Here is a 13356-nt window from a genome sequence, read left to right on the forward strand (position 1 = left end):
TGGCCAAAAGTAAAGGAACAGTATATATAAACCCTATTAAAGAAAATTACGATGAAATAGATGAAGAGTTAAATTGTAACACAGATGAGTCACAATTTTTAAGCCAGGAAGCAGAAAGGTTTTGCAAAGACATCTCGAATGACAACTCTTCAATACATAGTTACAGTTTGATAGCTTTAGATGAAGTATAATAGCCCGTATTCTAAATAAAACAAACAAATCTATAATAGTTTAATCATAAATTTCAAAAATAGTGAAATAGAATTACCAATATACAATTTATTTTTATTTGTAAAGAATTAAGAATTTCACTTAAATAACGCGAATCATGGCAAAGCGAACAGTATATCGTAATTCTGATACGGGCCGTATCACTGCGAAGAGAGATGTTGTCAAACGCCCGCGCAATACAGATCGAGAACGTGTAAATGGTGCTACCCGAACGAATAAGTAAGAGTCATAGCTAATAAAGATTTTATCTTTCATAAAGCCCTGATCTAGCTGATGCTATTACGATCAGGGCTTTGCTTCCCAATAATCACAATTATTAGATCCATATCTATTCTACTATCTACTTGGCGAGAAAGATAATAAAAAACATAATACAATAATTTACAAATAATAGCTATAAATTATTTTAATCGTAACTGTGTAGATATAGATTATCCCACTAATTAATCACTACAATTTCGCAAATTTTTTAGAATATAATAGCTCTAATGATAGCTAAAATATCTATTAGAGATTTTTAAAAATTTAATTAAATTCATATTTTGTTGGTTTTATGGAAATATAAATTTTGTTTCACAACCGTTTTTTAATCAATAATAAATATGAGCAAACAATCAAGGCTAACGCGGATGCTTAACTACCTGAAACAATTGGTATATCGATTAGAAAATAAGCTAGAACGTGATGTAATTACATTGCTGCTAATTATGCTTTTGGCAACAGCATTTGTTCTGAAAATTGAGGTGGTATTTATGGAACTTACTATTCAGGTTCCTCTAATCATTTTAGGAAGCCTTTTATATGGTGGTTATTATTACTTTATTGTAACGGCTGCTAATGTTTTATCAAAAAAAATAAAATGGAAAGAAGGACAGACAAAAATATCATTATCTGTTTTGTCAATGTCCGCAATTGTAGCCGATGTCCTAATTCATGATTTTAGCTTTCCTATTGGATATGTGAAACTTTGGATGGCAGTGTGGATTGTTGTGGGCGCAGAAGCTCTAGTGGAATTGCTCGCTTACTCAAAAAATAAAGGAAATAAAACAGGGGGAAACAATTTCGCCAAAAGTAATAAAAAAAATCTTAAAGTCTCATCTACTAATTTGCACTATAGACAAAGTATAAGGCAAAAAACTAGAGCAACCAAAGAACGAGGACCGAATAATGGTCATAAGCCTGCTAAGGTATATCAGTTAAAAAATAAAACTAAATAATTCTATTATTTAAAGTCTATGTAATTAGGCAAATGTATCAATTATATATCATTCTTTACATGGAAAAAGAACATAATATTTAGGCTATACACAATGAATACATAAGACCCCGACTCGTTGTACGATTGGGGAATTATGTATTAAAAAAGCTTATGAAAATTTATTTATTGAGCTATGTATTAATTCGCAAATGAGGTGACTATCTTCTTATGAAGGAATAATAGAACATATTCTCGATTCTTATACAATATATTAATTTACTCTAAAACCGCTAGGACTAAGTCTTGCATGCAGAATAGATTCGATTTTCCAGTTCTTACTGTAAATCGTCAAATGAAAGTGGACAAATAAGGTGTGAAAGGGAATAGACAGTTTAGTAAATTGTTTCACCCAAATCACCAGTGGATTATTATTGGTTAGCCCAACGAGCCATCAAAAGAGCCAGTGAAAATCAAGCTATCACACAGTTAATCAGTAGCTTATTCACCGTTAGTAAAAGTCGGTACGGTAGTCCCAAAATCACTTGGGATTGAACGTTCAAGGCGTAAAAATATCCTGGCCCCGCGTGACAAGACTGATGAAACAAGCTAATCTGAGAAGTATCATTCAGAAGAAGTATGTAGTCACGACTACGGGTTCCAAGCACACTTACCTAGTTGCAGAAAACGTTTGAACCGTCAGTTCAATCCTGTAAAACCGGGTCAGGCATGGGTTTCGGATTTGACCGCACGGGCGGCCCCGTTATATCCGTACGGGTGAAGGCTGGCTCCATCTAAATATAATTATGAATTGTATTGATTGGTTGGGCTTTGGTAAGTCTATGAAGGCTGCTGAGACGACCATTCCCGCTTGGCATACCTACCAATTGAGCGGGCCTTAATCGAGGGGTGCAGTATGCTTGTCATGCTTTTACTAGATTGCTAAAAAAATACCCTCTGGTTGTGCAAAGCATAAGTGGGAAAGGCAACTGCTGGGATAACACTCTAGCTGATAGCTTCTTCAAGAGCTTCAAATCGGAATTAGTGTATCAGCAGGAGTTTCAAACTCAAAATACGGCCAAACAGGTAGTTTTTTAATACAAAGAGATTTTCGGGGGTGCCCGAGTGGTACAATCGCCAACGAAGGCACTCGGCGTCAGGCTATCTTTCCCTTACGACTATTATAATAGGCAATTTCAAAATGTCGCTTAGAGATTTGTCCAGTGTTTTGTTGCAAGTCCATACCCTATTTGAATACTCTTTTTAAACACCTTATTTTATAAGGTATTAAATAACAATAATTAAGCAGTTTCAACGATAAAACCCGTTTCTTATCATATAAATCCGCCCCGTTGAAAGAAGTATCCCTATTACAAGCCTGCTCACAAGTCAACAATTAGGCAAACACATCTGCGTTATCTTAATACAATTATATAACTATAACAACATGTAATTGCATTATATTAACAATATTAAAAAAAAACTTAATATTTTTTCATGTCATGAAATTATTGATCTGTTTTTACCACCTATATAAGTATAAAGTAGTTTTGATTTGAAAAACTTTAAAACTACATCAAATAAATTTACATTATACCCACAGCATAGTATACAGCTAATTGTAATGATAATTATCAGAAGTGATTGACATTTAATTAAAGTTTTAGTAATTCTTAACTTCATAAAGACATGGGAAGGTTATCAGAAAGCAGTTTTGATGGCAACGAAGCTCATCCAACACTGTCAGTTAGATATGTATTTTTATATGTACTCGCTTGCGTTCGTAAGATGAATATTTGGTCAGTTGTGGAGTGCAAAGCAATAGCATATGATATAACTATGGATACGATCATGGAACTATTTATTGAAGAAAAGTCAGGATTAGAAGTTCATAACAGGTATGAATATGTTATAAATGGTGTTCGTTCTCTTTTAAAACAACAAGCTTTTGTTTTTTACATAAAAACCAGGAGATTTCCAACTAGTGGTGAGTCACCAAGTTCTGTTGATGATTTTTGTAAAATCTTTACGAATAGTGAAAGTATAGATTCAACAAACCCCGATGAATTATCAATGATGAACTTATTTAATAATGAAGAGCAAACATTTGTTTTGCTTAAAAACTCTGGATTTGATAGTGATGAAATTGCCAATAAAATGGACATTTCTAGTTCCGATATTGGTAGAATACTAGGTGCAGTTAGAACGAAGCTTTATAGGCGCTATAACAATCAATAAATGCCTGAATTAGTAACAAGACTAACATAAACCTACAGTAATCCTATTTAGATATGATCTTTAACAGTAAAATGAGCCTTGACGAACTAATTGATCTCGTCTTGACAGATAAATACTTGACTTACAACTCTAAAGAGGTCAAGCAACTGGAAATGGTTCTGGGCGAAAAAGTGGAAAAGATACCAGACCCAAGTAAACGTGAATTCTACGAAGGAATAGTAGAAGGGCTAATTTTCGAAATGAACGAAGCATTGGCCAAAAGTAAAGGAACAGTATATATAAACCCTATTAAAGAAAATTACGATGAAATAGAAAAAGAGTTAAATCGCGATTTAGAGAAAGCTAACTCCGTAAGTAATGAAGTTGAAAGATTGTGTAAATTTGCTTTCGATAAAAGTACATATGAGAATCAAAATTCTCTTATTAGAGATTATGTACTTAGTGTAAAAAAAAGAATCATTGAGCTAAGTACAAATAGAACAAAATTTTCTTTCGAAGAAAATAGAAGTTACAGAATATTTTAATAATATAATACATTTATTATACGTAAAGAATTTCACTTAAATAACGCGAATCATGGCAAAGCGAACAGTATATCGTAATTCTGATACGGGCCGTATCACTGCGAAGAGAGATGTTGTCAAACGCCCGCGCAATACAGATCGAGAACGTGTAAATGGTGCTACCCGAACGAATAAGTAAGAGTCATAGCTAATAAAGATTTTATCTTTCATAAAGCCCTGATCTAGCTGATGCTATTATGATCAGGGCTTTATCATTGTATAGTTACTAAACTTAAGGAGAGTAATTTATAAGCAATTGCATAGCTAAACGAAAAGTTAGTGAGACTGTTCGCTAAACTGTGTCACAGGTGAATAGGGGTTCTTCTTCCAACGGGATACTGTTGGCGAATTCCATTTTGAATAAAAATGCTATTTTCAGAGGTGTCTTGACCCCTACTTGTGATGAGCCTACAACCCCAAACCATCTCTCCTATTCCGCTACAAACGCGCCAGATAGCGCGGGCGGCATTCCCTCAAGGTAATCGATACATGCAACTGCGGGACACTATCGGCACACCGTACGACGATGCACTCTTCGCCGATCTGTTTCCGCAACGTGGACAACCGGCGCAAGCCCCCTGGCAGTTAGCGCTGGTGAGTTGAGCAATTCGCTGAGAACCTCTCCGATCGACAAGCCGCCGATGCAGTACGAGCTCGAATTGACTGGAAGTACATGTTGGGCTTAGAGTTAACTGATGCTGGGTTTGACTTTAGCATCTTGTCTGAATTCCGCTAGCGCTTGTTAGGTGGTCATGCAGAAGAGCGCCTGCTGAATCACCTGCTGGTATGTTGCCAAGAACATAAGTGGCTGAAAGCGGCCAACAAACAGCGGACCGACTCAACCCACATTTTGGCTCGCATTCGGGCGACCAATCGATTAGAGTGTGTCATTGAAACCATGCGCTTCACCCTCAACAGCCTGGCTAAACTCGTACCCGACTGGTTGGCTGGGCAACTGCAACCCGACTGGGCCAACCGATACGGCCCCCGAGCCAATGATTACCGCCTACCGGATACAAAAGCCAAACGGTTAGCATATGCCCAGCAAATTGGTCAAGATGGGTTTTGGCTCATGGAACGAATCGAGATGGATCAACAGGCTGCTCACTTTTGGCAGCTACCGGCGGTTGATATTCTGCGTCGGGTGTGGATTCAACAGTTCAGAGTGGTAGACGGTCAACTTATCTGGCGAGTTGAAAATCAAGGCGAATTACCTCCTTCGGCTCAGAGCATCAGCTCCCCCTACGATTTAGAGGCTCGATTTAGTCGTAAACGCGCTACTACCTGGGTAGGTTATAAAGTTCATTTAAGTGAAACTTGCGAAGAGGATCAACCGCATCTGATTACCCAAGTAGCCACTACAATCAGTACCGATGGGGATTCGGATACCTTACCTCAGATTCATCAGGGATTGGCTGATAAGTCCTTGCTACCGTCTCAGCATCTGGTCGATACCGGTTATATGAGCGCGTATATGTTGGTACAGAGCCAGGAGACCTATCAAGTGGATTTAGTAGGGCCAGCTCGGGAAGACCAGAAATGGCAAGCCTTAGCGGGTGAGGGGTATGCGGCTGCGGATTTTCAAATCGACTGGATCAATCAACAGGCTAAGGGCATACGTCTCAATCCTGGTTCAAAACTGCAGGAAATGGCCAGCCTTGCGTGTTTATCAAGTTCTCGCGTAAGCATTGCGTACCCTGCCCGGTTCACCACAAGTGTACGCGCATGAAACGCCGGGGCATTAAGCTGTTAGCCGACGGCCATTACCAAGCCTTGCAGGCTGCTCGACAGCCAGATAGGAAGCGAACTGGCTCCATCTTTATAATCAGCGAGCGGGCATTGAAGGCACGCTTTCTCAAGGAGTTCGTGGCTTTGGCATACGCCGTTCGCGCTACATTGGTCAAGCTAAAACGCATTTACAGCATATTTTCATTGCCACGGCGATGAACCTTTGGCGAATTGTTGATTGGCTGAACGAGGTGCCATTGGCCAAGACACGTCAAGCGGCTTTTGTGCGATTGATGCCTCAAATAACGACCTAAGCTGAATTCGCCAACAGTATCCTTTTACACAAAGAACCCCATGTACGATTCGGCAACGAGATCCCTAATGGGATCTATGCTCAAGTGTTGACGAAGTATAGCATCGGTTTCGAGAAAGCTTCGTGTCAGGAATAAGCCTAAGGCTTTGTACTAGTAGCCTGGTGATGAGGCGTCGAACGGCTCATTGTATGAACAAATTTCTTCCGACGTATTGTATATTATGAATGAACGCTATCTTACTCGGTCAGTTGGCTAAATACAGATAACATTCAGATCATGCAATAGCGTTTTTGATCGCTTAGCCAAATATAATTTCTACAAAGAACGCAAATCACGAATAACGCAAACGTTTTAGGCTAAAAAAACGGGAATTTTCCCGTTTTTTTAGCCTAAAACGTTTGCGTTATTCGTGGAAATTATAAAGCCTTATCTCTGATAATTACTCAAGACGTTCTGGGTCATTCAAAAGAATAACTTTGTTCATTTACAAGAAATTAATAGTTTTCAAACTGTAAACTTTTTTATATGAAAAACTTTATTCCTAAAAACCTTGCTATTATTCTACAAGGAAATAAAGTAGGGCACCATAAATATTTTTTCATTATTGCTTTACAAATGCTCTTATGTCAGGAGCTATATGCCCAACTATCGCCAAATTACAGAATTGAAACTGTAAAAAATAAAATCGCAAGTGGCACAATAGATAGACATGCACCTCTGGTTGCAGCCGATGTAAACCCAGCTGATAAAAATAATGTTGATATTTTTGGTGTTGGTGCGTATACTGCTGCTTTAAATCAACCAGAAAGTCAGAATAATCAGGCATTGGGAGCAGCAGGATTAACAATAGGAAATAATATGGGACAGTTTACTGGATCGATATCAATAAATACTTCTGGAACTATTGAATATAGCAATCAAGGCTCATTCGGGAAAGCTATATTAGTTCCTGGTCAAGGTAACTCATCGTTAACCTTTGATTACAGAAAATACAATAATTTAAATGCCGCAAAATTTAAAAGTTTTGGGTGGTTTGTGTCTCTAACAGGATCAACTAATGCGAAATGGACTTATAGTGGTGAAACAGTAGATGCAGCTACTCTTGCACCAAAAATACAGGTAAGTTTTTATCCTTTCCCCGACCTAAAAACGTTTAATGATAATACCTTATTAGTTTCTTTTGATCTCGGTTACTCTTCAAGATGGCTCATTGGTGATATAAGACAAAACGAAGCATTTAGACAGGCTTCGTTGGGAACTAAAAAAACATCTTTTCACGGTATTGAATTAAATGGTAATTTATGGATAAATGATTTAAGGTTATTCTTCGCCTTACCAGTACTTTTTGGCCCTAATGTACAAGGGCTAACAGGACCCCAATTATTAGTGGGTGCTAGCTTGAGTGGAAGAGCTATAAGATTATCAAATTAAAGTTTATTAATAATAATTTTGTGAGATGAAAAATAAACTACAATTATTTGCTTTTTTGATAGGTTTATTACTTTATCAAAAAGGCCTTTGCCAAGGAATTTATGAAATAAAGTATAAGTATTATAAAAAAGATACCATTAATGTAAATTCTACAAAGGACTCTGTAGAGGCAGTAATGTTTTATTATGGTAATAACAACCCTAGTAATGTTGTAAGAACTCGCTTTCTCACAAAAAATAGCAACTGGGTTGTAATTGAACAGAATGTGCGTGATACGAAGACATTAATTAACGGTAAGATGGAATGGGTGATTGCTGGTTATAATCCTAAATTTATAGAAGGCAATTCTTATACATATAATCCAGATATATTTAAAGTGTCCAAGGAAGTAGGAAATATGCAGTTTGGACTTGATTCAGTATACGATACTAAAAACAATGGTGGTAGGCTTATAACATTTAATGTACTAGAACCTAAATTACTAAGTAATGATTACTTGGTAAAATTTAATTGGAATCCAAAAACACTGCCTGAAGAAATAAATTTAAGCCAGAGTAAGCTTCATATTTTCTTAGTTTCAGATACACAAGATAGTCAAATTGGCGCTGGTTGTCTGGCAAATCATAATAATATTTTAAATTTTATAAGAGATAGTAGAGATGCATCTGGTATAACTGTTGTTGAACACGAATTAAAAGATGCCGACTTTAGAAAGAATAAAGTTGTAGATGCTATCCAACAGCTAAATGTTTCTGATAACGATATTATTATTTTTTATTACTCAGGACACGGTTTAAGGCAACCTAATAATGGCAATAATAAATGGCCTACTCTTAAACTAAAAAAGTCGTTTTTCGGAAGCCAGAATCAGAGTAATATGGATTTAGTTGCAGATATATATAAACCATTAGTTGATAAAAAATCAAGATTATTATTAGTTATTGGGGACTGCTGTAACATCACAGATGATTCGGCAAGGCGTTTATTAAAAGCAAAACCAAGATTAGCCTTTGGTGATATAAATGGTGATTCTAATTCGCTCAAAGCTCTGTTCTCCTATAGTGGAAAAGGTGTTATTGCCTCAAGCAGCCCGGGCGAATTTTCTTATTATTACCCAGATACAGGTGGCTTCTTTTGTGAACAATTTTTAAGTTCATTAAAAATTGAGGTTAGCGTAACCAATACAGGGGATGTCAATTGGTCTAACATTATTCTTCGCGCTGTTGAAGAAACAAAAAACAAAGCAAATCTTGAAAGAGTACAGTTTCCTAGAGATATGCCGACTAGCCAAACACCTACTTACGAACTTGAAATATAACTTTAAAAGGCAAAAATGTATTTTTTTATCAGATTACTCATAGCTTTTTACACTTCGATTATATGTATTCATTTAAATGCTCAGAATTTACCGAAAGATGAAATAATAATCAAAAGAATCAAAGAGCTTTCGTTCAAAAAGAAGAATAGCTTTGCTGAGCTTTTAATACTTGATACAACAGGATTAAATAATATTCTTTCAAAAAGAGTAAATAAAGAAAAATGGTTTAGCTATGATGTATATTTTAAGCAGAAACTTAGCATCAATGACTTAAGAAAATTATATGAAACATTTAGTAATAAAAACTTATATGGTAGAAATAAGATATTAAAAAGTTGCTCATTTGAGCCTAGTATTGTAATAAGGTTTAAATTATTTTTTAGAGACGAATATCTAATATTTTCTAGAGATTGTTATCAATTAGGTCTTATAAAATCTAATAGTGGAGAGCCATATATTATATCAAATGTTTCTGATGATATGCGAATTATGTTAATTGATAATATTAAAAAAATTATCAATTAACATAATTCGCATATCATCAGAAACATTTGATATGCGAATTGTTAAGTTTGATTTATTTACAATTAGTGATGATTAGCTTAAATTATTTAACATTGTTACAGTAATAGTTTTTCATGATGTTTATTCGTCACTACAAATATAATTCTATTTAATGCTTGACTTACGGTCGTAAAGTGAATAAGTCGACTTTTGTGAGAATAACTTCAAAAATAGAGTGATAGACAATTTCTATCTCTCAATCTGGAATAAATATAATATTTAAAACTGGTTTTTAACAAGGAGGAAAACCTCCTATGCCTTGAAAAAGTTTCGGATTAGCTTTACAGTCTTCCATATGTTTCCTTTTCTGTTGTCTGTATAACTCTTTTAAATCTATATTTTGAACATCCTGTACAACACATTTTTTACGTTGTTCGATCCATTGTTCAAAATTAACAAACCTGCATTTTGATTTATTAGAAAATGAAGCGCATGAAGCGAAGAACAAGATACATAATGTAATGCCGAAAACCTTTGTAGTAAAGTACATTGTTTTATTTATATTTCACACTTAATCTTCATCATCATTAATATTGACAGCAACCCATTGGTCATTCATTGCAGAATCAATAAGCTGAAACAACTTTTCAAGAGGATAACCAAATGGATCTTGTTTCCTGCCTTTAGGAGCAGCAGCTTCTGCATGACTTTTAATTACACTCTTTGAAAGACTATGCATTTGAAAAAGTAAAGCGCAAAGATTTGCAACCGTTTGAATCTGTATAACCGGCCAATCTTCATTCTTTGGGCGACCGTTTTCCGGATCAGGATCAAAATGTTCTTGTTCAATTCCGAGACTGGCGGAGTTACTAAACTTTGCATCCCTAAATGTCCCCACGTGAAAAGCTGTATCGGCATTATTGACAAAATGAAAAATTTCCCCTTTACGAGTGACATACCAATGCACAGATACTTTATTCCCTGTTAACGTTTCTATATCACCCGTTTTTCTGCCATCTGTTGAATGAATAACTATGCTTTGAATGGGCATTGTACGGCCTCGTGTAAATGCCTTCGCAGGGATAAATTTAAATTGGATAGTTTTGGTTGCCATCGATCGAAAAACAATTGATTTTATTTAAACCTAATTGTTAAAAATATTTGCCTAGTTTGGGAATTTACAACTTGAACGTAGTTAGAAATAGACTGATTAGGCATTCAAAATGCATATGTAGCTATATTAGTTGCTAATACGTTCAGTTGAAAGCGTTATAAAATTGGTAAATGCTGTGCTAGCATACAACGGGAATTTTCCCGTATTTTCTCTTTATTGCTTGAATAAGCTAGATAGTAGCTTGGTTAATATGATAATTATTGAAGCTGTTCAATAAATGTGTAATCTTTTTGCTGAATTTTGACTAAAGTTATCGTATAATTAAAAAAACGGATCGAATTCGTCATGACTTGCTCAAACAATCATTAATCCGGTATTGCCAGTGGATGCCCTGCTTCAAGAGGATTTATAACGTCCGTTTTCGGATACAAGTCAAATGCGGTTGCAGAGTCACTAGGAACCGCTAACGCTTTGTCTTCTAAAATCGTACCCATTTTCAGTGTACCAGCTATTTAGATTGACCGAAAATCGGATACAGCTCACCAATCGGGCGTCAAGTTCTTGCAGTCGAACCGTGACGAATTTGATCCGTTTTTTTAGATGCAACCCTCACTAATGCTTATTTTGGGCATTGCTGTTTTATTTTTTTGGTTTGAGGCATTTATGGCGTTTTACAAACGTCCGTTCGTAAAAGGCTGGAATCCCTTTTCGTTCCTTTCGCTAACTTCACAGCAGACTTCGCTTCACACACCCATGGCTTATTATATTGATTTGTTTTCTCCAGATACGTATGAGGCCTTCATGAACTCTGAACGTAATGTTTCGGGATTCCGGCTGCGGCAAGAGAGTGTAGCGGCTAAACTGCGCTCTGGCGATAAACTTATCTGCTACGTAACTAAGCTATCCCGCTGGGTAGGTGTGTTGGAGGTGTCCAGCAAATACTTCATCAGTGATACGCCTATATTCGTACCAGCCAATGATCCCTTTGTGGTCCGCTTCCAGGTTAATTCACTTGCCTATCTGCCATTGGAGCAAAGCATTCCTATTGAGGCTGATATCTGCTGGAAATCGCTGTCTTTTACCAAACAACTCCCTAAAAAGAGTTTAGCCTGGACCGGCATGGTTCGAGGTAGCCTGCGCAAGATTGACGATACCGATGGAAGTTATTTGGAGAAGATTCTGCTTGAGCAGTTGGTCTCTCCTAAGAACTACCCTTTAAGTGATTTAGATAGACGGAAGCTGAAAGCACTCACGGTCAAAACGCAGGACAGCAAGCAGGTAGCCGTATCTATTCCCGACAATGAAGAAAGTGTAAGTGTTACAAACAGTCAGCAGCAATCCTCGCAACGAGACTCTATCAAGATCCAGGCGCTATTAGCCGAGATTGGCGAACGGATGAATCTAAAGATCTGGCTCCCTCGTAGCGATCGGCAGCGCGTGCTGGATGTTTGGCAACCCAAAGAGAAGACCTTATTGGATGTATTACCCCTTAACTACGACGATGCGACCCTGAAGACGATCGAAAACATTGATGTCTTATGGATTCGTGGCCGCTCAATCGTACGGGCGTTTGAGGTTGAGCACACTACGTCTATTTACTCTGGTATCCTGCGCATGGCTGATCTAATGGCCTTGCAGCCAAATTTGAGTATTAGTGCCCACATTGTTGCCCCCACTGAGCGTAAAGAGAAAGTGCTACAAGAAATCTCAAGACCCGTATTTGCCTTCCTTGACCGGGGTCCGCTGGCCGAGTCCTGTACATTTCTATCCTATGAATCCATTTATGAACTTTCGCAAGAGAAACGGTTAGAATACATGAAGGATTCAGTTTTGGAAGAGTATGAAGAGTATGCTGAAGAAGCAGGTATATAATCTGTAGGGTTCAATAGAAACTCTCATTCTATTAGGCGGCTATACATGCTAAGAAATGAGAATTAAGTATCCTCAAAAAATAAGTTATATAGTTAATTATCAACAATTTATCTGTACCAGGCTTTCAATTCTTTTTCGATATCATATTCGGTCATGTCAAAACTTTCTACTTTACTTAACTGCCCTTCGAAATCTGCTCTATCCTTTAAATACTCGAAATGCTTGTTATAGAAACCCTGTCTCGCCCAAATATTGACAGTCATTTCAGAATCGCCAAACTCATACCTAATATCATATACGTAATAGGAGCCTCCAGATCCAGTAGTATAGGCAGCGATGAAAGGGACATCAATTTCTTCGCCAATTCTAGGTATTACTGGCAGTTGGCAGAGAAATGAAATAAATCCTCTAGATCCGTAAATACAGATTCTATGCTCCAACCTTGTGAATTGAATTACTGTGGAGTCAGTACGAATAGCGCCTAGAAAGTCCTCATACAATGTATCAATCCATTTTCTGAGTTTAGCTGGGCTAATCGAGAAGCGCACCTGAAGGTCTTTGCTTGCCGGAATTGGATCATCTTCGCCAATGGCTGTAATTGTATCAATCAGTGGATCGTACTCTTTGCCTTTGTTTTTTAGTTTGGCTAAAGCGGTGCGGGCAAATGAAAGATTCGTTATGATATCTCGGGCTCGAATCGGCTCTTTCTCAATATCAACGTTTTTACGTCGCATAGGTAGACTATTTCTTTTGGGATTGTACACCAAAGAAATACGGACTATACTTCAAGGGAAAAAGTGAACAGGTCAGGTTGGTAGTTTTGATTAGTTAGTCACTTATCATCAATA

Annotated in this window: 11 protein-coding genes and 1 pseudogene; 10 read left to right on the forward strand and 2 right to left on the reverse strand. The window is 36.9% G+C overall.

The genetic code is table 11. From position 1 onward, the window contains the following. The 9 genes and pseudogenes from ACYVGO_RS20495 to ACYVGO_RS20535 all read left to right on the forward strand — a co-directional run. The coding region (locus tag ACYVGO_RS20495) for a hypothetical protein (RefSeq protein ID WP_460970857.1) at nt 1–191 on the forward strand (191 nt) is incomplete at its 5' end. 642 nt (nt 192–833) lie between these two features. Continuing rightward, a complete protein-coding gene (locus ACYVGO_RS20500; RefSeq protein WP_460970858.1) occupies nt 834–1448 on the forward strand; it encodes a hypothetical protein in 615 nt (204 codons plus the stop codon). Between the two features lie 941 nt (nt 1449–2389). Further along, the gene (locus ACYVGO_RS20505; protein WP_460970859.1) at nt 2390–2524 is read left to right on the forward strand and encodes an IS3 family transposase; all 135 of its coding nucleotides are present in this window, start codon (nt 2390–2392) and stop codon (nt 2522–2524) included. Between the two features lie 591 nt (nt 2525–3115). Next, nucleotides 3116–3664, forward strand: a complete 549-nt coding sequence (locus ACYVGO_RS20510) for a hypothetical protein (protein WP_460970860.1) — start codon at nt 3116–3118, stop codon at nt 3662–3664. Nucleotides 3665–3735: 71 nt separating this feature from the next. Further along, nucleotides 3736–4188: a hypothetical protein gene (locus tag ACYVGO_RS20515; protein WP_460970861.1), complete on the forward strand. Its 453-nt coding sequence runs from the start codon at nt 3736–3738 to the stop codon at nt 4186–4188. A 441-nt stretch (nt 4189–4629) separates the two neighbouring features. Beyond that, a pseudogene (locus tag ACYVGO_RS20520) lies at nt 4630–6269 on the forward strand (IS1182 family transposase). A gap of 525 nt (nt 6270–6794) precedes the next feature. Next, nucleotides 6795–7700, forward strand: a complete 906-nt coding sequence (locus ACYVGO_RS20525) for a hypothetical protein (protein ID WP_460970863.1) — start codon at nt 6795–6797, stop codon at nt 7698–7700. 25 nt (nt 7701–7725) lie between these two features. Continuing rightward, entirely contained in the window at nt 7726–9018 is a 1293-nt protein-coding gene (locus ACYVGO_RS20530) for a caspase family protein (protein ID WP_460970864.1), read from the forward strand. Between the two features lie 15 nt (nt 9019–9033). After that, entirely contained in the window at nt 9034–9543 is a 510-nt protein-coding gene (locus ACYVGO_RS20535; RefSeq protein ID WP_460970865.1) for a hypothetical protein, read from the forward strand. A gap of 550 nt (nt 9544–10093) precedes the next feature. Here the strand turns inward: ACYVGO_RS20535 and ACYVGO_RS20540 are convergent. After that, nucleotides 10094–10636, reverse strand: a complete 543-nt coding sequence (locus ACYVGO_RS20540) for an N-acetylmuramoyl-L-alanine amidase (protein ID WP_460970866.1) — start codon at nt 10634–10636, stop codon at nt 10094–10096. A 600-nt stretch (nt 10637–11236) separates the two neighbouring features. Between ACYVGO_RS20540 and ACYVGO_RS20545 the strand changes: the two genes are divergently transcribed. Next, the gene (locus tag ACYVGO_RS20545) at nt 11237–12508 is read left to right on the forward strand and encodes a hypothetical protein (RefSeq protein WP_460970867.1); all 1272 of its coding nucleotides are present in this window, start codon (nt 11237–11239) and stop codon (nt 12506–12508) included. Between the two features lie 107 nt (nt 12509–12615). On the opposite strand, the gene ACYVGO_RS20550 is transcribed toward ACYVGO_RS20545, so the two are convergent. Further along, the gene (locus tag ACYVGO_RS20550; protein ID WP_460970868.1) at nt 12616–13242 is read right to left on the reverse strand and encodes a hypothetical protein; all 627 of its coding nucleotides are present in this window, start codon (nt 13240–13242) and stop codon (nt 12616–12618) included. Between the last annotated feature and the right edge of the window lie 114 nt (nt 13243–13356).

This window comes from Spirosoma migulaei (assembly GCF_054776855.1).